This is a genomic window from Monashia sp. NPDC004114, assembly GCF_053603855.1.
In genome coordinates, this window is sequence record NZ_JBSGGK010000009.1 from 107853 (window position 1) to 132495 (window position 24643).

The window sequence follows — 24643 nt, forward strand, 5'->3', positions numbered from 1 at the left end:
CCCAGGCATGCTGGACGACAGACTTCTGCTTCACCTGCCCGATCCGGTCGACCTCACACTGGCGGGCCTCGACGTCTCGGTCGGGAGGGCGAGGCGACCCCCGGGACGAGCGATAGACCTCCGCACCGGCCTGGACGTGCAGCTCGCGCTGCCCGGGTCCGTGCCATCGGCCGACTCGACGACCACGGCGATCGACGAGGTCGTCCGGCTGGCGTCCGACACGACCGGCGCCCGGCCATGGAAGGTCAAGCCCCTGCCGGACAGCGTCGCCCAGACCGACCTGAGGGTCTCGACCGAGCTGGTGACCGTCGGGCTCGGGGGCGACGACGCCCGCGCCGTCGGGTTCAGACCACACGCGGGCCAGCGGCGGATCCTGGTCGCCGGAGCCCCGAGGATGGGGACCAGCAACGCGCTCGCCGTCATCGGCACACAGCTCGTCGCCGCCGGTCGGGCCGTCGCTGTCGTCGCACGCCACCACGCCCGAATGCACACCTGGGCGTCGGAGAACGGGTGTCACGCCGTGCTGCCGGAAGACGCCGTGACGTTGGTCGAGCTGCGGAGCACGATCCCCGATCTGTGCCTCGTGGTCGACGAGGCCGACCGGCTCGACGGGACGCCGGTCGAACCGGTGCTCCTCGACCACGCGCGGAACCTCGCCGGGACCGCGGGGATTCTCGTCGCCGGTGCCGACCTGTCACGAGCCCTGGCCGCCTTTCGAGGGCTTGTGCCCGAGGTGGCCCGCGACGCGAACGGGCTCATCATAGGAGCGGTAGCCCCCACCGACGGGGACCTCTTCAGGATCCGCCTCGACGCGTCGGGACACCGCCGTCGAGGTCGTGGCTTCCTGGTGACCGACGGCGACGCGGTGCCGGTCCAGGTCGCGCTCGCGGGGCGGCCGCCGTGAGCACCAAGGTCAGCCCGCACCATCGGACGCTGGAGTGACCGTGCCAGCGGAAGCCTGGATTGAGCGGCCGGCCCGACCGACCGATGGCCCGGGCCGCCTGACGGACCATCCGGCGGCATGCCGTGCCCGTCTGTCACGCTGAGGGTCATGCGGGCCGATGCGCGAGAGGTCACCCTGCGGTTCCTCGCCGCCCCGACGGACGCGGGCTACTCGGGGACCGTCGGCGGGGGTCGGGTCCTCGAGTGGATCGACAAGGCCGGGTACGCCGCAGCCGCCGGCTGGAGCGGCACCTACTGCGTCACGGCATACGTGGGCAACGTGCGGTTCACCCGACCCGTGGAGGTCGGCGACCTCGTCGAGGCGACGGCACGGATCATCCACACCGGCACGTCGAGCATGCACATCCTCGTCACCGTCAGCGCCGGCAACCCCAAGGAGCGACAGCTCACTCCGACCACCGAGTGCCTCATGGTCTTCGTTGCCGTCGACGAGCAGGGGCGCCCCACCCGGGTCCCGCACTACGCCCCGCAGACCGATGCCGACCGCGCGTGGCAGGAGTCCGCCGTCACGCGGATCACCCTGCGCAACGACATCGCCCAGGCGATGGCCGCCCAGACCTACACCGACGACGGCACGGCTCCGCGGATCGTCCTGCGGTTCCTCGCCGCTCCGACCGACGTCAACTGGGGAGGCAAGGTCCACGGCGGCATCGTCATGCGCTGGATCGACGAGGCCGCCCACGTTCTCGCCACCCGCTGGACAGGCAGCGCCGCCAACGTCGCCGTGTACGCCGGAGGCGTCCGCTTCTACCGCCCGCTGCGCATCGGCGATCTCGTCGAGGTCGACGCGCGCCTGCTGTTCACCGGCACGTCGAGCATGCACATCAGCGTCCATGTCCGATCTGGCGACCCGGCCGCCCGCGCCATGGACCTGACGACGCACTGCCTCATCGTGTTCGTCCCCCTCGACGACGAGGGACACGCCGTCCCGGCCCGCACCTGGGAGCCCGTCAGCGACGAGGACCTCGCGCTGAGGGACCACGCCCTCGACCTCATCGAGCTGCGTCATCGTGTCGACGTCGAGCGCCACATCCCCTGAGCGACAGGCGAACTCAGTCCCAACATCGTCAGGCCACGGTAGCCACCGAAGCCAGCATGGACCAAACGGTTCACAGGCGATTGGACCGGGTCAAACCGCCGGGCCCGACGTACCGTCGACACCGTGAGCCACCAGCGGGACGGACGCCACGACTTCGACGACGAGATCGGCACGTGGCGTACCGCCCTGGCGGTGCTCCGGCCACCCCTCGGCGGGTCGGGCACGTGGGTCGAGTTCGCGGGGACGACCCACGTCAGCCCGGTCTGGGGAGGCGCAGCGAACCTCGTCCAGCTCGACGCCTCTGGCCCTGCGGGCGAGCTGCACGCGCTGAGCCTGCGGCTCTATGACGAGCAGACCTCCCAGTGGCACGTGCACTTCGCCTCACGAGGGGCAGGTGAGGTCGCGCCGCCCGCAGTCGGCTCGTTCGACGAGGGCGGGCGCGGCGAGTTCCGCTCGCGTGAGGTCGTCGCGGGCCGGGACGTGGACGTACGCTTCGTCATCGAGAGGCCAGCCGAGGACTCGTGGAGGTTCGAGCAGAGCTTCTCGACCGACGGCGGGGCCAGCTGGGAGACCAACTGGGTCGCAGTCGACACGAGGTCGTGACCGGCCGGTCGCTCCCCTCCCACCGCACTCGCAACGACGCACCATCCCGTCGTATGCCGACCGCGGCTCACCGCGCGCCGGCGGCAGGGCCCCCGACTACGCAACGAGCCCCACTCACAGGGCGGGCGTAATGACGCCACCCCCGGCCCGGGCCGCTGAGACGGAGTGACCACTCGACGCGGCAGCCGGTCCGAGACCCCAACCCGGTCAGCCACCTGCGGCGAGCCTCTCGATGGTACCGACGATCTCGGAAGTGCTTGGCAGAGAAGCGATCTCGGCCGCGACCGCGGCCGCCCCGGCCCGATAGTGTGCGTCCTCGAGAAGAGTCGAGACGGCAGACGCCAGGCCTCCCACGGCGGCAAGGCCACCGTCGAGCTGTAGGCCGGCCCCGACGTCCTGCACGTGAGCGGCGTTGACCGCCTGGTCGGTGCCGAAGAGTGGGACCACCGCCTGGGGCACCCCCGCAGCGAGAGCCGCAAGGGTCGTGCCGAAACCGCCGTGCCCGACCATCGCCGATGCGAGCGGCATGACGTCCTCCTGCGGCCACCACTGCTGCACCAGCGCGTTGTCCGGCCAGGGACGAAGCGACTCGGGGTCGACCGGGCGCCCGGTCGTCAGCAGCACCCGCACCGGAAGGTCGGCGAGCGCGTCGAGCGCCGGTCTAAAGACCCCGTTGAACTCGCGGAGCCCACCGGTCACGGAGCCGAACGTCACGTAGACCAGGGGCGCGTCGGGGTCGCCCCAGGAGCCCGGGAGCGAGCCCTCCCGGTCAGAGCCGTCGACGTCGCGATAGCGCCAGGTGGCCCGGGGTTCGGAGACAGCAGGCGCGACGGCCCCCGACCCGTCCGGGGAACCACGTCCTCCCGCCGTGTCGACGCTGGCCGGCACGGACGTGAGCACCGGTGCACCGGCCATCGCCGATGCCAGGCGGCCACGCTCGAGTCCCGTCAGGATGTCGAGCTCCGCGAGCGGCTCCGAGAGATACCCCCGGGCCCACTCGATCATGCTTCCCATCCCGATCGCCACCTCCACGTGCGAGATCCCCTCCCGCTCGGCCACTGCGAGAGAAGCGAACTCGCACGGCTCGCGCACGATCACATCGGGACGCCACGCGGACACGATCTCGCCGACACCGGGCAGGGCGGCCTGGGCATCGAGCCGCCCGAAGATCTCGCGCACGACCGTCGCGTTCGCGTCCTCCATCGTCATCGACCCGAGGCTGCCGAACACCGGCCCGATGACCTCCGGCGGCACGTCGGCGAAGGGCGTATGCACCAGACCCGCCGACTCGACCTGGTCGGCGAAGGACACCGGCGCGGCGACCCGCACCTTGTGACCGGCCGCAGCGCATGCGCGCGCGATGGGGGCGAGCGGACCGAAGTGACCGGCCCCGGCAGTCGTCGAGAAGAGCATGCGCACGTTGGCCTCCAACGGCCGGTGGACCTTGCGACGGTGTAAATTCCGCGACGCCCGACGCCAACGACTGCTTGCACGCGAAGAGCAGCGGCACGTCGTCGGCGACCTGACATCTGTGAGCAGTATCGCCGCTGTCGGGACAGGACACACGGAGTTCACCGGATGGCCAGCGGTGCACAAACCAGCGCGGCCGCACGCACGACCGCGCGCGAAGACGGCGTGGCCGACCAAGGACCGAGCGCGCTGCCGCACGTCCCCTGCACACGTATGCCGCCCAGCTCAGCGGGCCGGGCGGCATACGGTGCGATCGGGCGGGAGCCGCAGGGCTCCGCGGCCCGTCAGGAGGTCAGCAGGAACGGCTTCCAGCCGGTGCCTTCGTAGAGGTAGCCGCCGGACAGGAACTTGCCGTCACCGGTGACCACATAGCCGCGCAGCTCGCCGGCCGACGTGCGGGCCCAGACCTGGGTCGTGCCGTAGGTGACCTCCGTGGCCGTGATGGCGGTGAACCCGCTCCAGCCCGAGCCGACCTGGCGGCGGGCGAGGAACCCACCCTTGCCGTTGCCGGGGTAGAGCCACAGGCGGCCCGCCGTGTCGCGAGCCATGAGGTCGGCCTTGGCGTCGTAGTCGACGTCACCGGTGCCGATGATGGAGTTCATGATCCCCCATCCCGAGCCGATCTGGACGCGCGCCGACAGGGTGCCGCGGCCGGTGCCGGGGTACAGCCAGAGGACGCCCTTGCTGTCACGGGAGATGAGGTCGGCCTTGTCGTCCCCGTTGAAGTCGCCGGTGGCCACGAGGTAGAAGCTGTTCCACCCGGTGCCCAGCTGGGTGCGCGCATAGAAGCCACCGGTCGGCTTGCCGCGGTAGAGCCACAGCGTCCCAGCGGCGTCGCGCCCGACGAGGTCGGCCTGGTCGTCGCCGTTGAGGTCGCCGACGGCGACGACGGCGGTGAAGCCCTTCCAGCCCGAGCCGATCTGCGTGCGTCCGTTCAGGTCATACCCGAGGGAGTTGCGGTAGGCCCAGAGGACGCCGTTGGCGTCGCGTGCGACGAGGTCGTGGTTCGCGTCGGCCACGAAGTCTGACGTGCCCTTGCTCTGGGGCTGCCGGACGTCCCAGCCGAGGATGTTGGTGTCCTCGACCTCCCAGCCGATGCTGGTGATCGCGTCGTCGGCCGCGCCCGTCGCAGCGACCGTGTAGACGGCCATGCTGTAGGCGTTCGGGTCGACCGGGTCGGGCGTGTCCTTCTCGACGTAGAGCGTGCCGTCCGGTGCCACCCGCGGCCAGATGTACGAGTCGGTCGTCGATGAGCGCAGCGTTGCCACCGCGCCGCTCGTGGCCCGGCGCTTCAGCTCGCTGCTGGTGTCGCTGGCCGTCGTGAACCAGATCGTCCCGTCGATGCCGACCTCCGGCGTGAACCCACCGGTCGTCCCCGCGATCGGCGTGACGGCCGTGCCGGTCGAGGACACCGTGGCAAGGCCCGCGCCGTCACGGAAGTCGGTGACGACGAGCGAGACGCCGTCGGGGCGCCACGACGGCTCGCCGACCGGGCTCGCCGTGTTGAGAGCGCGCTTGGTGTGCGAGCCGAACACGTCCACGAAGCCGAGACCCTTGGCATAGCCCGTGGCCGCTTCATAGCGGGTGTACGCCATCGTCTGGCCGTCGGGCGAGAAGGCCGGGTCGCCGGGGAACTCCGTGGTGCCGAGGTCGACCGAGAACACGAGGGCGGCGTTGGCGGCGCGATGCACCTCGAGGACCGCACGTCCCGTCGTCGAGTCGATGATCTTCGTCGCCGCGTAGAGGCGGCCGTCGGTCGAGAAGGCCGGCGATGCCCAGCGAGCGGAGTGGACGCGGTTGCCCTGGTCGAGCACGCCCTGCTGGAAGATGCCCGTCGTGCCGGCGACCACCGCATCGGCATAGCCGAAGCCGTCCTCCGTCCACGTGCCGTAGTAGCCGTCGGTGATGCAGTCCAGAGCGACGGTCGTGCCGTTCTTGGCGATGAGGCGGTACTGGTAGCCCACGCGCTGGTTGACGGTGTTGTCGTTGACGACCCCGGCGGCAGCGTTGACGGTCGCGATCGTGCGCCACGAACCTCCGTCACGCAGGCGCTGCAGCGTCAGGCTCGTCGACCCCGGCTGGGCGATGTGGACGACCGACCGGTCGGCGAGCGTGTTCACCCACACCTGGTCGATCGTGCAGGAGCTGGCCGCGACGGCCGTGGACGATTCCGGAGCCGCATCGGCGAGCGGCCCCGCGAGGCTACGGGTCGCCGTGCCCCCGCCGGAGGCCGACATCGTCGGCTTGCTGCGGGCCTTGAGCGACGGGCTGGCCTTCGTGGCCTTCGGAGCGGCCTTGGCCTCGTCGGCCTTCCCGGTCACGATGTGCCCGGTGCGGCCCCTGAGGCTGTCGGCGTCGATCCGCTTGGCCGGCGGTGCTGCGCCGGCCGACGCCGCCAGCGCGATCGGTGCGAGCAGGGCCGCAGCGAGCCCCAGCGCGAGAGTCCGCGCCCCCTGTCTGTGTTGAGCCACGTGGCTCCCTTTCTCCTGGTGTGTGGGCCCCCTCCTCCCGGGGGCCGCCTGGAGCATAAGGCACAGGGAGGACATTCGCGGCCAACTCCACTTGAAGGACGAACCAACAGGTATGCCGCCCGGCTGAGCCGGGCGGCATACCTGTGCTTTCAGGCCGGAGCGGTGCGCTCCGTGCCTGTCAGGAGGTGATCAGGAACGGGCTCCAGCCGCTGCCCTCGAGCAGGTAGCCGGGCATGAAGACACCGTCACCCCACACCATGTAGTTGCGCAGCGCTCCGGCCGACGTGCGGGCGTACACGACGGGGTTGCCGTCCGTGGCCTCGACGGCGGTGATGGCGGTGAAGCCACCCCAGCCGGTGCCGATCTGGCGACGCGCGAGGAAGCCGCCCTTGCCGTTGCCCGGGTAGAGCAACAGCGTGCCGGCGCTGTCGCGGACGACGAGGTCCGCCTTGCCGTCGAGGTCGAAGTCACCGGTCCCGGTGATGGACTTCATGCCGCCCCAGCCAGATCCGATCTGGACGCGAGCGGCCAGCGTGCCGCGGCCGGTGCCGGGGTACAGCCAGAGGACACCCTTGGCGTCGCGGCCGATGATGTCGGCCTTGTCGTCGCCGTTGAAGTCACCGGTGGCCACGAGGTAGTAGGCGCCCCAGCCGGAGCCGAGCTGGGTGCGGGCGTAGAAGCCGCCGGTCGGCTTGCCGCGGTAGAGCCAGAGGGCTCCGGCCGCGTCGCGCCCGACGAGGTCGGCCTGGTCGTCACCGTTGAGGTCGCCGGCGGCCAGGATCGTGTTGAAGCCCTTCCAGCCCGAGCCGATCTGGGTGCGCGTCGTCAGGTCGCCGCCACCGACGTTGCGGTATGCGTAGAGCACCCCGTTGGCGTCGCGGGTCACGACATCGTGGTTCGCGTCGGCCACGAAGTCGGACGTGCCCTTGCTCTGCGGCTGACGGATGTCCCAGCCGGCGACCGTCGTGTCGAGGGTCTCCCAGCCGATGTTGGTCGCCACGTCATCGGCCGCGCCCGTGGAGGCGACGGTGAAGACCGACATGATCGTCGAGGCTGGGTCGGCCGGGTCGGGGCTGTCCTTCTCGACGTAGAGGGTGCCGTCCGGCGCCACGCGCGGCGAGATGTACGAGTCGGTCGTGTTGCCGGTCGAGCGGAGAGTGGCGACCGCACCGTTGGTGGCCCGGCGCTTCAGCTCGCTCGTGGTGGCGCTGGCCGTGGTGAACCAGATCGTCCCGTCGATGCCGACCTCGGGCGTGAACCCACCGGTCGTGCCCGCGATCGCGGTGACCGTCGTTCCGGTCGAGGACACGGTGGCGAGGCCTGCGCCGTCACGGAAGTCGGTGACGACGAGCGAGACGCCGTCGGGGCGCCAGGCGGGCTCGCCGACCGGGGTCGCCGTGTTGAGAGCGCGCTTGGTGTGCGAGCCGAACACGTCGACGAACCCGAGGCTCTTGGCGTCGCCGGTCGCCGCGTCGTAGCGGGTGTAGGCGAGGGTCTGGCCGTCGGGCGAGAAGGCCGGGTCTCCGGGGAACTCGGTCGTGCCGAGGTCGACGGTGAACACCAGCGCACCGTTGAGGGCGCGGCGCACCTCGAGGACCGCACGGTGGGTCGTGGGGTCGGTCACCTTCGTCGCGGCGACGAGCCGTCCGTCGGTGGAGAACGCGGGCGAGACGTACTGGCCGGTGACAGTGCGGTCACCCTGGTCCCAGCGGCCCTGCTGGAACAGGCCGACCGAGCCGGCGACGACGGCGTCCGTCTCCCCCCAGCCGTCCTGCGTCCACGTGCCGAACCAGCCGTCGACGATGCAGTCCAGCGAGACCGTCGTGCCGGTCTTGGCGATGAGGCGGTACTGGTAGAAGGCGCGCTGGTTGATCGTCGTGTCGTTGACGACGATGGACGCGGCATTCGCCGTCCCCACGCTGCGCCACGACCCGCCGTCACGCTTGCGCTGGATCGTGAGGTTGGTCGCACCGGTGTACGTTGCGCGGACGACAGAGCGCTCGGCGAGGGTGTTGACCTGCACCTGTCCCGCGGCGCAGGTGGTCGCCGCGGTCGACGTGCCAGACGTGCCAGACGTCTCACTGAGCGGCGCCGACTGGGCGGCGCTCAGGCGGCTGTCCGCGCCGTCCTTGGTGCGGGTCTGCGCCTTGGCCGAGACCGCGCCCGTGTCGGCCGGTGCCGCCTTGGCAGCGCGGGCGCTGCCGGTGACGACGTGCCCGGTGCGACCCCTCAGTGCGTCGCGGTCGATCCCCTTGGCGGCCGGGGCCGCCCCGGCCGCTGACGCGAGGGCGATGGGTGCGAGCAGCGCCGAAGCGAGCCCGAGCGCGAGGGCCTGTGCCCCCGGTTTGTGACGAGCCACGTGGCTCCCTTTCTCGAAGTCTGATGGACGACCCCTCCCCTGGGCCGCCTGGAGCCTAGAGCACGGGCGAGAGACCCGACGCGCGAGGTGCCCGCAATGGCATGAAACCTGACGTATGCCGTCCGAACGCCGCGCGTGCGCCGGTTCCATCCCGTGCCGACCGCTCATGGGCCGGCGCTGCTGATTCAGGCAGTGACGAGCCAGCCGTTCCAGCCGGTGTAGATGTCTGTGCGCGTGGCGGACCAGATGGCGCCGTCTCCGTGGGTGGTGTAGCTCTGCAGCCGGCCCGTCGATGTTCTGACGAAGACCGTCGCGTACTGGTTCGTCGGCTCGGTGACAGCGAGCGCCGTGAACGACCCCCACCCGGTGCCCAGGGACCGTCGGGTCTGGAAGCCACCGACGCCGCTGCCCGGGTAGAGCCACAGGTTGCCGGCCTTGTCACGGGCCATCAGGTCGGGTCGGTTGTCGAGGTCGATGTCCCCGGAGCCCACCAGTGAGGTCATGCCGCCCCACCCGCTGCCGATCTGCCGACGCGGCGCCAGGGTGCCGCGGCCGGTCCCAGGGTAGAGCCAGAGGTTCCCGGACGCGTCACGGCCCAGCAGGTCGGCAACGTCGTCACCGTTCCAGTCACCGGGAGCGACGAGGAGATAGCCGCCCCAGCCGGTGCCGAGCTTGACCCGAGCGGCGAACTTATGCCCCGGCAGCCCGCGGTACAGCCAGAGTACGCCGGAGGCGTCGCGTGCGACGAGGTCCGCCCGGTCGTCGCTGGTCAGGTCCAGGGGCAGGATCGCGGTGAACCCGCCCCAGCCGGTGCCGATCTGCGTGACTCTTGGCGTGAGGAAACCTTCGTGGTCATAGGCGCGCAGCACACCGCTGGTGTCACGCGCCACGAGCTCGTCGTGCGCGTCACCGGCGAAGTCGGACGTGCCTTTGCTCTGAGGCTGACGGACGTCGTAGCCGGAGTAGCCGGGCGTCTCGCCGATCCACGTGGACAGCTCGGAGTTGGGTGAGGCAGCTTCGATCTCCATCACCTGGACGTGCCAGGACGTCGGGCTGACGGGGTCATCAGGAACGTCGCGCTCGTAGAACAGCGTCCCGTCAGGAGCGAGTCGCGGCAGGGCGAACACGTCGGTCGCGGACGACCGAATGGTCGAGACTGCGCCGCTCGTGGTGCGCTTGTTGAGCGTGCTCGACGTGTCAGTGGTGATGGCAAAGAAGACCGAGCCGTCAGACGCCACCTCGGGCGAGTAGCCTCCCGCCGTGCCGCTCAGTGGACTCACGGTGGCGCACGTGCGGCACACCACCGCGAGTCCCATCGCAGCATCCCAGGAGGACACGACCAGCGTGCTGTTATCGCCTCGCCACGACGGCTCTGCGACCGGGACGTCATACGTCGCCGCAGACTTCACGTGCGAGCCGTGGACGTCGACGAAGCCGAGTCCGAGCGGCGCACCGTCGACGGTTCTATAGCGCGTGTACGCGAGCGTCTGGCCGTCAGGCGAGAACGCGGGATCTGCGGGGGACTCCACGTCTCCGAGGTCGATGGTGAAAGCCACTGAGTCGGTGGCCGCGCGCCGCACCTCGAGGACTCCCTTGCCAGTCACTTCGTCGACGTGCGTCGCGGCGTACAGTCGGCCGTCGGCTGAGAACGCCGGGGCCACGAACGTGCCGCTCACCGTGGACTCACCGAGGCCCCAGGGATTGGCGCGGTATAGGCCGGTGCCCGCGACGACGTTGTCGATGAGGGAGTGTCCGTCAGTGCTCATCCCCAGCAGGCCGCTGTCGCATGTGCCGAGAGACACACCCTTCGGGTCTTTGGCGGTCAGCCGGTACCAGTAGGCGGCGCGCTGGTTGATGCCCTTGTCGACGAAGCGTCCGGAGCCACCACTCAGCGTGCCGAGCGTTCGAAGCGCGCCCTGGTTGCGCTGCCGCTGGATGACTACCGACGCCGCGCCCGCCCAGCTGACGTGCAGCACGCTCCGCTCTGCGAGCTGATCCACCTCGAGGACGGTCCAATCGCAGGTCGCCTGCGCCGCCACCGAGCTGCCCGCTGACAGTGCGTCCGTCGAAGCCCGGCCGGACGGCATACCCAGGCCTTTGCGCGTGCCAGGAGCGGAGGTGAGGAAGGTCGGCGCCTGGACCGACGAACCGCCGGCCGCGGCGAGAATGTCGCCCGTGCGGCCGCGAACCGACTGGCGGTAGGCGTCTCGGCCAGCAGCCGCGACCGGAGCGGCGAGTGCGATGGTGGCCAGCAAGGCCGAGCCGAGCCCCAGCGCCAGCGCCCGTGCCCCCTGTGTGTGACGAGCCACGAGGCTCCCTTTCGTCGTGATGTGAGTTGCGGCCTCCCCCGGCGGGCCGAGTGGAGCCTAAGCCATGTCGTCAAGTCGGCCGCCTGGTTCGTGTCCGACGCACGTCCGTACCGACACAGCAAGTAGGGCGCGACCGTGGACGTCGAGCGTGGGCCGGGTCGCAGGCGCGCACTTGCTATGTCGGTTGGGACATGGGTATGCCGGTGGGTCAGCGGGTCAGCCGGGTCAGCGGGTATGCCGGCGGGTCAGTGGGTCAGTGGATCCGCGTGGGCAGATGCGTCCGCGGCGCCATCCGCGGGCCACGGCGCGGCCGATGGTGACCTGCCAGCTCGAGCAGGTGCTGGACGCGGTATCGATGGCCGGCATACGGCTCGAGGAGCTCCGCCAGCCCGGCGTCGTCGACGGGCGAGCCCGTGAGCGCCCAGCCGATGTCCTTGGCGACGTGGTAGTCGCCGAAGCTGACTGCATCCGCGTCGCCGAGAGCGCGCTGCCCGACCTCGGCCACGGTCCAGACGCCGATGCCCGGAAGGGCGCGCAGTCTCCGGTTCGCCTCGACGACGGAGAGCTTGGCACCCTCCTCCAGCCGGCCGGCATACCCGGCTGCCCGGACGATGGTGCGCGAGCGCGCGCCGTCGACCGAGGCCTGGAGCCACGCCCACGACGGGATCGCAGCCCACTCCGCGGCGGTGGGCGGTGCGTAGAGCCAGGCGAAGGGCCCCGGGGCCGGGGTGCCGAAACGGCGCACCAGCATGCGATACCCCGCAGTGGCCTCCTGACCGGTCACCTTCTGCTCGATGACCGCCGGGACGAGCGCGTCGAACACGAGACCGGAGCGGGCCATCCGCCAGTGCGGGAAGCGCCGCCATGCCTCGGCTACCGGCGCATGGTGCGGTGCGAAGCCCTCGATGTCGTCGTCGTCGCCGAGCAGCGCGGGCACCGAGTCCAGCAGCCACTGCGCCCCGGGACCCCAGGCCAGCGCCTCGACCTCGGACCCCGCCGGACGGCATACCAGGTGCAGCGTGCCGACGCCCTCGGGCGTCTGGACCGCGCGGGTGACCGAACCGTCGGGGCCCCACCGGCACGCTGGGTCACGGGACCCGTGGCCGAAGACGCCGAGCTGCGCACGCAGCGCGATCGGCCGCCCGCTGTGCCACACCCGGGCCTGCGGTGTGTCGAGGGGTGTCTCGTCTACGGTCACCACAACATCCTCGCTTACACTCGGCACGGTCGTTGAAGGTGACACCACCCGTGTCGCGGCGACTCACCGCCTCCGCAGCCCGCGGCAGCACCCGACCATCCGCACGCCCAGACAGGAACGAGGACCGATGGCCCGCGAGACGAGCCGAGACCGCCGCGAGCGCGTCGCCGCCATGCAGGCGGCCCAGAAGAAGGCCGAGCGCCGCCGGCTTCTCGTCGTCATCGGGGCCTGCGTGGCCATCGTCGCCATCATCGGCGCGGCCATCGCCTGGGCCGTCATCGGCGAGCAGAACAAGAAGAACGAGGCGCTCGCGGCGATCAACGGCGACGTCGCGGCCGCCTCCTGTGACCCCATCACCAACGACCCGGCCAGCGGCTCCAGCGAGCACGTCGGCCCCGGCACGAACCAGCCGAACGTCACCAAGATCGACTACTCCACGGTGCCGCCCTCGAGCGGCAAGCACTTCGCCGTCCCGGCAGTGAACTCGCGCAAGATCTACACCACCGCCGACGCCCCGGCCGTCGAGACGCTGGTGCACAACCTCGAGCACGGCTACACGATCCTGTGGTACGACCGCTCCGTCGAGAAGGAGCAGGCCAGCGCGTTCCAGGCCCTCTCGACGCAGATCAACGCGATGAAGGAGTCCGGCAACAAGTTCATCATCAGCCCCTGGAACCCTGCCTACGGCGCGTTCCCGGCCGGCAAGAAGTACGCCCTGTCGCACTGGGCCGCCACAGTCGACCAGAGCACCGGACAGGTCTCCAACCAGATGGGTCATCGCGAGCTGTGCGGCGGCCTGAACACCACCGTGGTCGAGAACTTCGTCAAGAAGTTCCCGTGGAGCTCGGCGCCCGAGCCGAACGCCGCCTGATGTCCGTCTCGGGCGAGTACCGTCCCAGCCCCCGCGGCTGGACGCGCAACCAGGTCGAGGAGATCGAGCGCACCGGCACGACTGCCTCGGTCGACATCCAGGGCCTGCCCGTCGTGCTCCTGACCATGGTCGGCGCGAAGTCGGGCGCGGTCCGCAAGGTTCCGCTGATGCGAGTCGAGCACGACGGCGTGTATGCCGCGGTCGCCAGCATGGGCGGCGCGCCGGAGCACCCGCAGTGGTACTACAACCTGCGCCGGAACCCACTCCTTGACCTGCAGGACGGCACCGAGGTCAGCCCGAGGCAGGCGCGCGAGCTGCAGGGCGCCGAGCGCGACGAGTGGTGGGCCCGCTGCGTCGAGGCGTTCCCGAACTATGCCGCATACCAGCGCAAGACCGACCGGCTGATCCCCGTCTTCATCCTCGAGCCGGCCTGACCGTCAGTCCCGCCGGACGGGTCGGTCCGCCGGCAGTCCGGCACGCGTCGCGCCTGGACCGACCAGCGAAGCGAGCGCCAGCGAGCGAGCCGAGGGTTCGGCGCGCGTCACGCCTGGACCGACGAGCGAAGCGAGCGCCAGCGAGCGAGCCGAGGAGGGAAGGCGTGACGTCAAGGCGCGCCGAACGCGGGCGAGCGGAGCGAGCCCAGACAATTCAGACCGCGACGTCCTCGTCGGCCGGCACCGCTCGGGCCCGCCGCGCGCTGACCAGGTGGTGCGACCGCGCGTAGAGCCAGCCGCCGAGCGCGGCGACGACGTCGACGATCGTGACGATGAACCGTGAGGTGATCGCGACGGCCGCGGCCGCGGAGGTGGGCATCGCGGTCGACAGGATGACCGTGAGCAGGCCCTCGCGGGCACCGATGCCGGCCGGCAGCACGACCGTCAGCATGCCCAGCGAGACCGACAGCGCGTAGCCGGTCATCGAGGCCGTCGTCAGGTCGGGGTGCGGGGCGGCGCCGCTGGTCACCGCCCGGGCCAGCAGCAGCGTGTGGACGCCGAAGCAGAGCCACACGCTGATGAAGATCCCCACCGCGCGCAGGACGGCCCCCGTCGACAGCTCCTGCTCGAGAGCCGGGCGCCGCATCGCACGAAGCAGCCTGGCGATGAGCGCGTTGAGCAGCCTGGGCACGCACAGCACGACGAGCAGGGGGATGCCGAGCAGCAGCCACCAGTCGAACCCGGTCGAGGCGCTTCGGTGGAGCAGGAAGGACGCTGCCGGCAGCCCGACGAGCAGGCCCGTGAGCAGGGCGAACCCGAGCGCGAGCAGGCCCGCGACCGCCGTGCGGCGCCGCGGCACCTTGAGGTGGCTCGCGATGTCGGCCTGGACGAGCACCGACCACAGCGAGCCGGGAAGGTACTTGCCGAGCTGGCCGACGAAGTAGACGCCCGACGCCGGGGCGAGGTGAAGGTCGGAGCCGAGATCCTTGAGGATGACCTTCCAGCCGATCATGGTCAGCCAGGTGCCGACCGCGGCCGCGAGCGTGGACCACAGGAACGTCGGCCACGAGATCTGGGAGAGGTACACGGAGACGTCGGCCCAGTTCTTCGCGATCGCGTAGACGACGGCGGCGAGCATCACGGAGGCGATGGCGACGCGGGCGACCTTGAGGAGATTTCTGCGGTTCATATCGGACCCATCATCCCAGGCCTGCCTGAATGCTCACCGACGACGCAGCGCCAGCCGCACCAGGCCGTATGCCGCATCGTCGGCGCGCGCTCGGGCGCTGGCCTCGCGCATCCGCGCGTTGACGTCGCCGTCGAGGTCGCCGACGAGTGCGAAACCGTGGTCGTGGGCCCGGGCGATCACCGCGCGCACGTCCGCCGGGCCGAGAACGCCCTCCGCCGATGGTGGTCCGATCGGGACGGTGATGACGAGCAGGCCGCCCGACCGCAGCGCCCACGAGGCCTGCTCGACGACGAGGTCGACGTCCTCGTCGTCGCAGCCGCGCGGATGGATGCGCACGATGACGTCCAGCGACCCCGTGTCGACGTCGAGCGCGGCGACGCTGGGATGCCGGCCGGTGAACTCGATCTCGACCGGCGCGAAACCGACGGCCCGCGCCCACCGAGAGAGCAGGGAACGGGTGCCGGTCTCGTCGACGATGACGGCGCTGCGCCGCCCGTCGTCGCGCACGCGCAGGATCGCGGCGAGCGCGCCGAGAGCCGCCCACGACGAGACGCCGTCGAGGGACCGAGGGAGCCCGAGCACGCGGGCCAGGCGGCGGGCATCGTCGGCCTCGTCCGGGTCCCCCAGCACGTCGGTGGGCAGGACCCAGTCGGGCAGGTCCGCCGGACGCAGGGGCACGAGCGGCCGGCGCGCGGCGAGCCGGCGCCCGACCTGTCGCTGCGCCCGCCGACCTGCATCGGCCACGGCGGCACTGACGCGCGGGACGGCATACCGCAGCCGCTCCGTCACGGAACCGGCCTCGCCAGCGTCGGTTGCGCTTTCGCCCTCGGCACGAGCCTCACCCGGCTCGACCTCATGCCTGGACCCGGCGGGGGCTGCCGGAGCGAGGGCGTCGAAGGCTTCGGCCGGCTCCAGAGCCCCGGTGAGCTCGAGTGTCTCGTCGACTGCCTCGCTGGGCTCCTTGGGCTCCTTGGGCTCGCCGAGCTCGGTGAGGGGTTCGGCACCGTAGGCGCTCTCGTCGGCCGAGAGCGCTTCGAGCGTGCCGAGGTAGTTGGCCCAGGGAGCGGACAGGTCCGGGGTCTTGACCCCGTCGGCCAGCCGGCGACGTACATCCGGGTCCCCGAGGCGGCGCAGCGCACCCGCGAGGGCCCGCTCGTCCTCCGGCGGCACGAGCAGCCCGTTGACACCGTCGACGACCTGCTGGGAGAAGGGCGAGATGTCCGAGGCCAGGACCGGCAGCCCGTGGGCGTGGCCGAGGATGACGTTCTGGGACGCCGTGGACGAGCGGTAGGGCAGGGCGAGGACGTCGTGGTCGGCGAGCAGTGCCGCCAGGGCATCGGCCGGCACGTAGCCGTCCCGGATCTCGACCCGGCCCGCGAGCAGCGGGTCCGAGGCCAGGCTGCGGATGACGCTCCGGTTCGAGCCCCAGATCTCGCCCGCGATCGTCAGGGTCACGTCGGGAACCGACCGCATGGCCCGCAGCAGGACGTCGATCCCCTTGTACTCACGGATCAGGCCGAGAGCCAGCAGGCGCGTCGGACCGGGCCGAGGGTCGCGAGAGATGGGGTGGCCGCCCGGAAGGTGCGGGGGCAGGTCCGCCACCGAGACCCGGCGGGCACCCAGGTCGTGCGCGAGCCGGGCCTGGTCGGTGGAGTGCACCAGGGTCGAGTCGACCCGGGCGAACAGCAGCGACATGAGCTGGGCGTCGCCTGGGTGCGACTCGTGCGGGAGGACGTTGTGGCACAGCACGATCGACCGAGGGCGCGGCCCTGGGCCGCCCGGGACCGCCCCGGCCGCGCGCAGCAGGACCAGGTGAGCCGGGACGACGGGGGGCATGACGTGGACGACGACGATGGCGTCCATGTCGCGAAGGCGCCGCCCGACCCGCACCCACGTGTCGGGACGAGCCCAGCTCAGTGCGCGGATCGTGCGGGGGTAGGGCGGCACCTCGGGCACACCGGCGGGGACGGTGGCGTCAGCGTGGTGCAGCTTGGACGGGTAGAGGTGGGACCACGAGACGAGCATGACGTCGTGCCCGGCGTCCTCGAGATGGTGCGCCAGCATCGTCGTGTGGGCCGCGACGCCCCCCTTGTGCGGGTGCGTCGGACCGATGACGGCGATTCGAAGCGCGGCCGACCCCGGCGTCGTCTCGACGCCCGGCCCCATGGGCTGGGCGTCGGGGGTGTCGAACCGCGAGGTCTGCGATGCCGCGTCCGTCATGGTGCTCCGGACTCTAGTTGCCGCCGGCGGCCCGGTCGCGACGCGGGGCGGAGGGCCGCGCGTGTCGGCGAGGGCACCGGCCCGCTCTACGCTTGGCGCATGAAGAACGAGGACGTGTGGCTCGTCGTGCCGCTGTACAACGAGGCCTCCGTCATCGCCGACGTCGTGCGCGAGGCACGCGAGACCTTCCCCAACGTCGTCTGCGTCGACGACGGGTCCAGGGACGACTCGGCGGGACGGGCCGCGGAGTCCGGTGCGGTCGTCGTCCGGCACCCCGTGAACCTCGGCCAGGGCGCCGCCCTGCAGACCGGCTTCGCCTACGCCCTCTCCGACCCTGGCATGCGCTATGTCGTCACCTATGACGCCGACGGCCAGCACCAGGTGCACGACGTCGTCGTCATGGTCGACCGGATCCGGCAGGGCGACGTGCAGGTCGTCTTCGGCTCCCGCTTCCTCGACGAGCGCACGGAGGCATCGGCCCTGAAGAAGCTCGTCCTTCGCGCCGCGGTGGCGTACACGAACGTCACGACCGGCACCCGCCTCACCGACGCCCACAACGGCCTGCGGGTGCTCTCGCGTGAGGTCGTCGACCGGCTCGAGATCACCCAGAACCGGATGGCCCACGCGTCCGAGATCGTCGCGCAGATCGGCGCGATGCGCTTCGACGGCGAACGCATCACCTATGCGGAGGAGCCTGTGCACATCCTCTACACCGACTACTCCAAGGCCAAGGGCCAGTCGCTGTGGAACGCCGTCAACATCCTCGCGGAGCTGATCTGGCGATGAAGCAGCTCGCAATCCAGGTCCTGCTCATCGTCGGGATCCTCGCCATCGCGTGGCGGCTGCTCGGCAGCTACGGCCAGCGGGCCCAAGCGCTGCGACGCATCGGCTTGCTGCTGTTCGCCGCGTTCGCCGTGTGGTCGATCCTCGACCCGAACATCCTCAACCGGCTGGGCAGCCTGGTCGGCATCGGCCGTGGCGCCGACCTCGTGCTCTACGGTCTCGTGCTCGCCTTCCTCGGGTTCGTCGTGACCACCTTCCGGCGCTTCCGCGACATGGAGGTGCGCTACACGCGGCTCGCGCGGCGGATCGCGCTCGACGAGACGCCGCCGCCCGCACCCCGGAGCGCGGCTGGGACGGAGGACGGAGAGGATGCTGCAGCGGCCACGGCCACGAACGTGACGCCCGAGGCCCCTGTGACCTCCGAGACCCACGTGAGGTCCCGTACCGATGAGGCCATCGATGAGGCCACCGAGGCGTCCGCTGAGGCGGGGTCAGCGGGCGGCATACCGGACGGATCCACACGCAGCGGCGTGACCTCAGCCACGCCGTACGGGGGCGACGACAGGCTCGGCACAGGCCGACCTGAGAGACTGGCAGGCAGTCCATCCTCGTCCCCGAGCATGAAAGCAGCCGATGCCGACTGACCCGAAAGGCCATCGACCCGACGCCGACGACGCCTATGTCGTCGACACGCGGCGACGCCCGAAGCGTCCCGGCGGTGGAGCTATCCCGTCCGCTCGTGCCGCCGACGTCGACACCGTCGACGACCGCGGACGGCGCTCGACGCAGCCCCAGCCGGCCCCCAGGGCGGCGGGTTATGCCGGCTCGGCGGGCTACGCCGGCTCGGGCGGGTCCGGCGACGGCTCGGGCGGATCCGGCGGATCCGGCGGACCCGGCGGCCCCGGCGGTCCCGGCCGACCCGGCGCCCCGCGCGGCGCCGGTGCCCCGCCCAGCGAGCCGACCTACCGCTGGCGCAAGGGCCGGATCGTCGCCCTGGTCATCGGGCTGCTGGTCCTCGCCTGGATCGCGTTCATGGTCTGGGTGCCGTTCAACGCGTGGAACAACGTCGCCAAGGTCGACAACGTCCCCTCGGGCGAGCGTCCGGTCGACACGGCCGGCTACAACTACCTGCTCGTCGGTTCCGACAGCCGGGCCGGGCTGACCAAGGAGCAGCGCAAGAAGTACGCGACCGGCAACGCTGCCGGCAACCGGACCGACACGATCATGATCGTCCACGTGTCCGAGAGCGGCGGGAAGCCGGTGATGGTCTCGCTCCCCCGTGACTCGTGGGTGCCGATCCCCGGCCACGGCAACAACAAGATCAACGCGGCCTTCTCCATCGGCGGCCCGAAGCTGCTGACGGACACGGTCGAGAACGTCACCGGCGTGCACATCGACGGCTACGTCGAGATCGGCCTGGGCGGTTTCGCCTCGGTCGTCGACAGCGTCGACGGCGTCACGCTCTGCGTCCCTCGCGACATGAAGGACAAGAAGGCGGGCATCGACCTCAAGAAGGGCTGCCAGAACCTCGATGGCGCCAACGCCCTCGGCTACGTCCGGTCCCGCTACGAGGACCCGCTGGGGGACATCGGCCGCGCGGCCCGGCAGCGGCAGTTCCTCGGCGCCCTGATGAAGAAGGCTGCAACCCCGTCGACCGTGCTCATCCCGTGGCGCTACAAGAGCTTCGCCGACGCCTCCGCCGCGGGTCTCGCCGTGGGCAAGGACACCGGCTTCATGGACGCCGTCCGCGTCCTCATGGCGATGCGCGACATCAGCAACGACAACGGCCTGTCGTTGTCGGTGCCCACATCCGACCTGGCCTACCGGACCTCGGGCGGCGCCCTCGCGGTGAAGTGGGACACCGAGCGGGCCAAGGCGCTGTTCAAGGCGCTCAAGGACGACGAGCCGCTGACGGAGCCGCCACCTGGCACCACCGTCGAGGGCGCGAGCAACAGCTGATGACCACTCCCGTGATGCCCGCGGACGTGCTCGCGCGCATGGTCGCCACCGACCCTGGGCGCCCCCGCCTGACGTGGTACGACGACGAGCCCGGCCCGACCGCCGGCGAGCGGATCGAGCTGTCGGCGCGGGTGCTGGCCAACTGGGTCGCCAAGGCGGCCAACCTCCTGCAGGACGACGCCGCCGCGGGGCCCGGCACCACCGTCGGGCTCGACCTGCCCGCGCACTGGCGCTCGCTCTACTGGGCGCTGGCCACCTGGGCGGTGGGAGCGACAGTCGTCGTCGGTGACGACGCTCGGACGGCCGACGTGCTGGTGACCGATGCCCCTGCTGCCGCGGCCGGGCACGGTGGCGACGCCGTGCTGGTGTCGCTGCCTGCTCTCGCCCGCAGCCACCCCGAGGCGGCCGAGGCACGCGGTGCCATCGACGAGGCCCGCGAGCTGGCCACGCACGGCGACGCCTTCTCCCCGATGGCCGACCCCGAGCCGGGGGACGTCGCCCTGGCCAGCGAGGCCGGCGACACGGCATACGGCGACGTCATCCGGACCGACGACGGCTGGGGCGCGTCCCCGCGCGTCGCCTTGGCCGGCTCCCTCGGGCCGGTGCTGCGGCAGGCGCTGGCCGCCTGGGCGGCCGACGGGTCGGTCGTGCTGATCCGCGGGGCCGCCAGCGCCGATCTCGCCGCACGGCTCAGCGCCGAGGGCGTCACGGTCGACGCGCGCTAACCGTCAGGCGGACAGCCGGTCGAACAGCGACCACGTGCGCGAGGCGACGACGCCCGTGCTCGCCAGCCCGGCGCGCGCCTGAGCGGCGCGGACCGCATCCTGGGTCGCGCCGTCGTAGACGCCCGTCTCGCGGACGGCGAGCAGCCGCTGGACCGCGAGCACGGCCGGCCCGCTGTCGCCCAGGCGCAGCACCGTGGTCCTGCTGTCGAGGAAGGGGAAGTCGCGTGCCTCCAGCACGTCCCACAGGTCGGGGGTCACCACACCCGTCGGCGGCTGCGCAAGAGTCCGCTGCAGAGAGGCCACCTTGTCGCGGGTGAGGTCGCCGTAGACCCCGTCGACCGCGAGCCCACCCAGCGCCCGCTGTAGCACGCGCACGGCGGCGCCTCGGGCGCCCGGCCCGATCGTCAGGGACTTGTATGCCGTGTAGTCGGTCCGCACGTCGACGCTGGCGACCGAGCCCCGTGCCATCGTGGCCCCGGCACGCACCACGCCGACGGTCTCCGCACCGGCCACCGCGGGGCGGACCGGCGCGGAGGCGGCCTGCGTGCTGTCGGGTCGGGACGAGGCCGTGTTCAGGGTCATGTCGGGGTCCTTCGGGAGTGGTGCAGGGTCGATCGGCGCCACGGTGCCGGTCGGGTTCGGCGCCGTGCGCTGCGTCTGTGTCTGTGCCTGTGTCTGCGCCTGTGTCTGCGCTGGAGCCTGCGAGGGAACCAGCGCCGCCCAACCGCGGGTGTAGAGCAGCTCCTGCGTCCTCGAGTCCGCGACGCCCGTCTGGGGCAGGCCGACGAACCGCTGGTATGCCGTCACCCGCGCCTCTGTCATCGAGCCGTAGTAGCCAGTCACGGGGAGCGAGCCGAGCTTGGTCTGCAGCGTCTTCACCGCGTCGGAGGTCATGCCGAAGCGCAGGGTCGGATAGGTCGTCGTCCCGGCCGGGGTCCCGCTCCAGCCGCGCACCCACAGCCGCGCCTGGGTGACGGGATCAGCCACGCCGGTCTGGGGCAGACCGACGAACCGCTGGTATGCCGTCACCCGCGCCTGGGTCATCGAGCCGTAGTAGCCGGTCAGGGGCAGCGAGCCCAGCTTGGTCTGCAGCGTCTTCACCGCCGCGGAGGTCATCCCGAAGCGCAGGGTCGGGTAGGCCTCCGTCACGCTCTTCCAGCCGCGGGCGGCGAGGATCTCCTGCGTCCGCAGATCGGCGACACCGGTCTGCGGGACTCCGACGAACTTCTGGTACGCGACGACCCGTGCCTTGGTGAGGTCGCCGTAGTAGCCCGTCGTCGGGAGGTTGCCGAGGCGCACCTGGAGCTGGCGCACGGCCTCCGAACGCATCCCGTAGGACAGCACGACCGGGGTCGTCGGCACCGGGGCCGAGGCCGTCGGGCCGGGCGGCGCTGAGGGCAGCGTGGTGCCGGCCGGCGGAAGGGTGGTCAGATACGAGGTCGTGGGCACGCCCGTCCACCAGGACGTGCGACCCGCGGCACCGTCGTAGTTGAAGCTGAAGTGGATGTGGTCGGTGTGCGGGCTCGTGCCGTAGTAGGGCGCCCAGCCACGGTCGGTTGCGTACGACCGCCACATCTTGCGGTCGTGGATGATGTACATGATGCCGAAGCGGCGTGCCATGGCGCCGGGCACGCCGTTCTTGTCCGGCGCCGTCAGCCAGGCGAGGACCGACTGGGCGACGGCCTCCTGCTGCGGGTTGTCCACGTTGAGCATCCAGTCCCAGGCCCGGCCGTCGTAGTGCTCGGAAGGGCCGGTGCTGCAGGCGCGCCCGATGAGGGCCGTGGACCCCATGCCGTAGTGGGTGGTCATCAGCTTCGCGAACGCGTAGACGCCCGGCCGTGGCCGCGGGTCGCAGATGGTCTGCCCCTGGTACGGCACGTAGACATCCAGCCCCACGGGAAGGGGCTTGGTCGGAGGCGCCTGGACCGCAGCCGCGGGGGATGCCGCCGCCACGACTCCCGGCACCGCGAGGGCGGGGACGGTCAGGGCCCACCCGAGGGGTCGTCGACCCGGCGCCATGGGGACCTCTTTCCGCGGACAGACACGAGCAAACAGCACGGGAGCCGGCGCTGCGCGCCGTTGCGCCGACGCACCCCGTCGGAACATCACCCGCACCATTTATGCACTCCAGTCACACCACTCACAAGTTGGTCGGGAGAATTACAGAACTGTGATTTCCCTTGCCGCCAAATGACATTGATGTGACTCACCACAACTGCGCTGGCCCGGACGCGAGAACCGTGTCTCCCTCAGCCTTTCGGGTCCGGAGCCGCAGGCTCCGGCCCAGGGCCCTCTGATTCTGCTCCGGATTCCGGAGCAGAATCAGAGGGCGCGGGCGGCTTCCCTGCGGGCCAGCGCCCGGCCGCCGACCCGTGGCCGGCCCACGCCGGAACCAGTCCCAGTGCCCCGTGGCCGGACCCCACACCTCGTGTCGATCCTGTGGGCCCACCCCACTCCGCCGGCTCGTGTCGGCGCGGATAGAGTCCGACCCATGGACAAAGTCGTCTCCTCACCCCAGGAGGCCATCGCCGGCATCCGCGACGGTATGTCGCTCGCGGTCGGCGGCTTCGGCCTCTGCGGCATACCCTCCGTGCTCATCGGTGCGATCCACGACGCCGGACTGACCGATCTCGAGGCCGTCTCGAACAACTGCGGCGTCGACGACTGGGGCCTTGGCATCCTGCTCCGCGACAAGCGGATCCGCCGGATGATCTCGTCCTACGTCGGCGAGAACAAGGAGTTCGAGCGGCAGTACCTCCACGGCGAGCTCGAGGTCGAGCTGACGCCACAGGGCACGCTCGCCGAGCGCCTCCGCGCTGGGGGCTCGGGCGTGGCGGCCTTCTTCACGATGACCGGAGTCGGGACGCAGATCGCCGAGGGCGGGCTGCCGTGGCGCTACGACGACGCGGGCAACATCGCCGTCGCCTCTCCGCCGAAGCAGACCCAGGACTTCGAGTGGATGGGTGAGACGAAGACCTTCGTCCTCGAGAAGGCGATCACGACCGACTTCGGCCTGGTCCGCGCTGCCAAGGGCGACCGCCACGGCAACCTCGTCTTCAACCAGTCGGCTCGCAACTTCAACCCCCTGTGCGCGATGGCGGGCCGGGTCACGGTCGCGGAGGTCGAGGAGCTGGTCGAGCCGGGCGAGCTCGACCCCGACTCGGTCCACCTGCCCGGCATCTTCGTGCAGCGGGTGCTGCCGCTCACGCCCGAGCAGGCCGCCGAGAAGCGCATCGAGCGGCGCACGGTCCGCCCCCGCACCGAGAACCAGGAGTCGTGAGATGGCACTGACCCGCGAGCAGATGGCGGCCCGTGCCGCGGCCGAACTGGCCGACGGTGCCTACGTCAACCTCGGCATCGGCCTGCCGACCCTCGTGCCGAACTACGTCCCTGACGACGTCGAGATCGTGCTGCAGTCCGAGAACGGCATTCTCGGCGTCGGCGCCTACCCTCTGGACGGCGACGAGGACCCCGACCTCATCAACGCCGGCAAGGAGACCGTGACCCTGCGCAAGGGCGCAGCCTTCTTCGACTCCGCAACGTCCTTCGGGATGATCCGCGGCGGCAAGGTGGACGCGGCCATCCTCGGCGCGATGCAGGTCAGCCAGCAGGGAGACATTGCCAACTGGATGATCCCCGGAAAGATGGTCAAGGGCATGGGCGGCGCGATGGACCTGGTCCACGGCGCCAAACGAGTCATCGTCCTCATGGAGCACACGGCCAAGGACGGCTCGTACAAGATCGTCAAGGAGTGCTCCCTGCCGTTCACCGGCAAGGGTGTCGTCCAGCGGATCATCACCGACCTCGCCGTGCTCGACGTGACCGCCGACGGGCTCGTGCTGCGCGAGCTGGCCCCGGGAGTGACCGAGGACGAGGTGCGCGAGAAGACCGAGCCGGACATCACCGTGGACCTCCAGCCGGCTCCCGTGCACGCCTGACCCAGCTCCGTCGAGAGTGCGGCCATGCCTGGCATGGCCGCACTCTCGCATTCAGGCATCGCAGGCATTCGGTGCCTACCACCTGCACCCTGATCAAACGGTCACGAAATGC

Annotated in this window: 19 protein-coding genes; 11 read left to right on the plus strand and 8 right to left on the minus strand. The window is 71.1% G+C overall.

Annotation, left to right across the window (positions count from 1 at the left end; genetic code table 11):
* Window positions 1–7: 7 nt before the first annotated feature.
* From ACWEOW_RS13435 to ACWEOW_RS13445, 3 genes are all read left to right on the plus strand, one after another.
* Window positions 8–904 carry a hypothetical protein gene (locus ACWEOW_RS13435; protein ID WP_452269706.1) on the plus strand — a complete coding sequence of 299 codons (897 nt, stop codon included), beginning with the start codon at window positions 8–10 and terminating at the stop codon, window positions 902–904.
* A 147-nt stretch (window positions 905–1051) separates the two neighbouring features.
* Window positions 1052–2002 carry an acyl-CoA thioesterase gene (locus ACWEOW_RS13440; RefSeq protein WP_452269707.1) on the plus strand — a complete coding sequence of 317 codons (951 nt, stop codon included), beginning with the start codon at window positions 1052–1054 and terminating at the stop codon, window positions 2000–2002.
* A 123-nt stretch (window positions 2003–2125) separates the two neighbouring features.
* Window positions 2126–2605, plus strand: coding sequence for a hypothetical protein (locus ACWEOW_RS13445; RefSeq protein WP_452269708.1), 480 nt, complete (start codon window positions 2126–2128; stop codon window positions 2603–2605).
* 207 nt (window positions 2606–2812) lie between these two features.
* On the opposite strand, the gene ACWEOW_RS13450 is transcribed toward ACWEOW_RS13445, so the two are convergent.
* The 5 genes from ACWEOW_RS13450 to ACWEOW_RS13470 all read right to left on the minus strand — a co-directional run bounded on the left by ACWEOW_RS13450 (window position 2813) and on the right by ACWEOW_RS13470 (window position 12412).
* Window positions 2813–4018 (minus strand): glycosyltransferase, encoded by a 1206-nt coding sequence (locus tag ACWEOW_RS13450; RefSeq protein ID WP_452269798.1) that lies wholly within the window; start codon window positions 4016–4018, stop codon window positions 2813–2815.
* A gap of 341 nt (window positions 4019–4359) precedes the next feature.
* Window positions 4360–6546 (minus strand): FG-GAP-like repeat-containing protein, encoded by a 2187-nt coding sequence (locus ACWEOW_RS13455; RefSeq protein WP_452269709.1) that lies wholly within the window; start codon window positions 6544–6546, stop codon window positions 4360–4362.
* A 178-nt stretch (window positions 6547–6724) separates the two neighbouring features.
* The gene (locus ACWEOW_RS13460) at window positions 6725–8905 is read right to left on the minus strand and encodes a hypothetical protein (protein WP_452269710.1); all 2181 of its coding nucleotides are present in this window, start codon (window positions 8903–8905) and stop codon (window positions 6725–6727) included.
* Between the two features lie 185 nt (window positions 8906–9090).
* Window positions 9091–11214 carry a hypothetical protein gene (locus tag ACWEOW_RS13465; RefSeq protein WP_452269711.1) on the minus strand — a complete coding sequence of 708 codons (2124 nt, stop codon included), beginning with the start codon at window positions 11212–11214 and terminating at the stop codon, window positions 9091–9093.
* A gap of 253 nt (window positions 11215–11467) precedes the next feature.
* Window positions 11468–12412: a DNA-3-methyladenine glycosylase family protein gene (locus ACWEOW_RS13470; protein ID WP_452269712.1), complete on the minus strand. Its 945-nt coding sequence runs from the start codon at window positions 12410–12412 to the stop codon at window positions 11468–11470.
* A gap of 127 nt (window positions 12413–12539) precedes the next feature.
* Between ACWEOW_RS13470 and ACWEOW_RS13475 the strand changes: the two genes are divergently transcribed.
* The gene (locus ACWEOW_RS13475) at window positions 12540–13283 is read left to right on the plus strand and encodes a DUF3105 domain-containing protein (protein WP_452269713.1); all 744 of its coding nucleotides are present in this window, start codon (window positions 12540–12542) and stop codon (window positions 13281–13283) included.
* Window positions 13250–13717: a nitroreductase family deazaflavin-dependent oxidoreductase gene (locus ACWEOW_RS13480; protein ID WP_452269714.1), complete on the plus strand. Its 468-nt coding sequence runs from the start codon at window positions 13250–13252 to the stop codon at window positions 13715–13717. The genes ACWEOW_RS13475 and ACWEOW_RS13480 overlap by 34 nt, the downstream gene beginning before the upstream one ends.
* Before the next feature lie 214 nt (window positions 13718–13931).
* Here the strand turns inward: ACWEOW_RS13480 and ACWEOW_RS13485 are convergent, their stop codons facing one another.
* The gene (locus ACWEOW_RS13485; protein ID WP_452269715.1) at window positions 13932–14906 is read right to left on the minus strand and encodes a lysylphosphatidylglycerol synthase domain-containing protein; all 975 of its coding nucleotides are present in this window, start codon (window positions 14904–14906) and stop codon (window positions 13932–13934) included.
* Window positions 14907–14939: 33 nt separating this feature from the next.
* Complete coding sequence (locus tag ACWEOW_RS13490) at window positions 14940–17126, minus strand: glycosyltransferase (protein ID WP_452269716.1); 2187 nt, start codon at window positions 17124–17126, stop codon at window positions 14940–14942.
* Between the two features lie 99 nt (window positions 17127–17225).
* Between ACWEOW_RS13490 and ACWEOW_RS13495 the strand changes: the two genes are divergently transcribed.
* Genes ACWEOW_RS13495 through ACWEOW_RS13510 form a run of 4 tightly spaced genes read left to right on the plus strand, consistent with a single transcriptional unit; the run spans window position 17226 to window position 20593 of the window.
* Window positions 17226–17912, plus strand: a complete 687-nt coding sequence (locus ACWEOW_RS13495; RefSeq protein WP_452269717.1) for a glycosyltransferase family 2 protein — start codon at window positions 17226–17228, stop codon at window positions 17910–17912.
* Window positions 17909–18553, plus strand: a complete 645-nt coding sequence (locus tag ACWEOW_RS13500) for a DUF2304 family protein (protein WP_452269718.1) — start codon at window positions 17909–17911, stop codon at window positions 18551–18553. Before ACWEOW_RS13495 ends, ACWEOW_RS13500 begins: the two co-directional genes overlap by 4 nt.
* Complete coding sequence (locus ACWEOW_RS13505) at window positions 18543–19868, plus strand: LCP family protein (RefSeq protein WP_452269719.1); 1326 nt, start codon at window positions 18543–18545, stop codon at window positions 19866–19868. The genes ACWEOW_RS13500 and ACWEOW_RS13505 overlap by 11 nt, the downstream gene beginning before the upstream one ends.
* Complete coding sequence (locus ACWEOW_RS13510) at window positions 19868–20593, plus strand: TIGR03089 family protein (protein ID WP_452269720.1); 726 nt, start codon at window positions 19868–19870, stop codon at window positions 20591–20593. Before ACWEOW_RS13505 ends, ACWEOW_RS13510 begins: the two co-directional genes overlap by 1 nt.
* A gap of 3 nt (window positions 20594–20596) precedes the next feature.
* On the opposite strand, the gene ACWEOW_RS13515 is transcribed toward ACWEOW_RS13510, so the two are convergent.
* Window positions 20597–22612: a peptidoglycan-binding domain-containing protein gene (locus ACWEOW_RS13515; RefSeq protein ID WP_452269721.1), complete on the minus strand. Its 2016-nt coding sequence runs from the start codon at window positions 22610–22612 to the stop codon at window positions 20597–20599.
* 472 nt (window positions 22613–23084) lie between these two features.
* Between ACWEOW_RS13515 and ACWEOW_RS13520 the strand changes: the two genes are divergently transcribed.
* Window positions 23085–23873 (plus strand): CoA transferase subunit A, encoded by a 789-nt coding sequence (locus ACWEOW_RS13520; RefSeq protein WP_452269722.1) that lies wholly within the window; start codon window positions 23085–23087, stop codon window positions 23871–23873.
* A 1-nt stretch (window position 23874) separates the two neighbouring features.
* Complete coding sequence (locus tag ACWEOW_RS13525; RefSeq protein ID WP_452269723.1) at window positions 23875–24531, plus strand: 3-oxoacid CoA-transferase subunit B; 657 nt, start codon at window positions 23875–23877, stop codon at window positions 24529–24531.
* Window positions 24532–24643: the final 112 nt, after the last annotated feature.

Excerpts from the sequence above, each read along its gene's own strand:
- ACWEOW_RS13495 (WP_452269717.1), top strand. The coding sequence starts at position 17,226 with ATGAAGAACGAGGACGTGTGGCTCGTCGTGCCGCTGTACAACGAGGCC.
- ACWEOW_RS13505 (WP_452269719.1), top strand. The coding sequence starts at position 18,543 with ATGCCGACTGACCCGAAAGGCCATCGACCCGACGCCGACGACGCCTAT.
- ACWEOW_RS13520 (WP_452269722.1), top strand. The coding sequence starts at position 23,085 with ATGGACAAAGTCGTCTCCTCACCCCAGGAGGCCATCGCCGGCATCCGC.
- ACWEOW_RS13490 (WP_452269716.1), bottom strand. The coding sequence starts at position 17,126 with ATGACGGACGCGGCATCGCAGACCTCGCGGTTCGACACCCCCGACGCC.
- ACWEOW_RS13485 (WP_452269715.1), bottom strand. The coding sequence starts at position 14,906 with ATGAACCGCAGAAATCTCCTCAAGGTCGCCCGCGTCGCCATCGCCTCC.
- ACWEOW_RS13450 (WP_452269798.1), bottom strand. The coding sequence starts at position 4,018 with ATGCTCTTCTCGACGACTGCCGGGGCCGGTCACTTCGGTCCGCTCGCC.
- ACWEOW_RS13500 (WP_452269718.1), top strand. The coding sequence starts at position 17,909 with ATGAAGCAGCTCGCAATCCAGGTCCTGCTCATCGTCGGGATCCTCGCC.
- ACWEOW_RS13515 (WP_452269721.1), bottom strand. The coding sequence starts at position 22,612 with ATGGCGCCGGGTCGACGACCCCTCGGGTGGGCCCTGACCGTCCCCGCC.
- ACWEOW_RS13435 (WP_452269706.1), top strand. The coding sequence starts at position 8 with ATGCTGGACGACAGACTTCTGCTTCACCTGCCCGATCCGGTCGACCTC.
- ACWEOW_RS13475 (WP_452269713.1), top strand. The coding sequence starts at position 12,540 with ATGGCCCGCGAGACGAGCCGAGACCGCCGCGAGCGCGTCGCCGCCATG.
- ACWEOW_RS13440 (WP_452269707.1), top strand. The coding sequence starts at position 1,052 with ATGCGGGCCGATGCGCGAGAGGTCACCCTGCGGTTCCTCGCCGCCCCG.
- ACWEOW_RS13525 (WP_452269723.1), top strand. The coding sequence starts at position 23,875 with ATGGCACTGACCCGCGAGCAGATGGCGGCCCGTGCCGCGGCCGAACTG.
- ACWEOW_RS13510 (WP_452269720.1), top strand. The coding sequence starts at position 19,868 with ATGACCACTCCCGTGATGCCCGCGGACGTGCTCGCGCGCATGGTCGCC.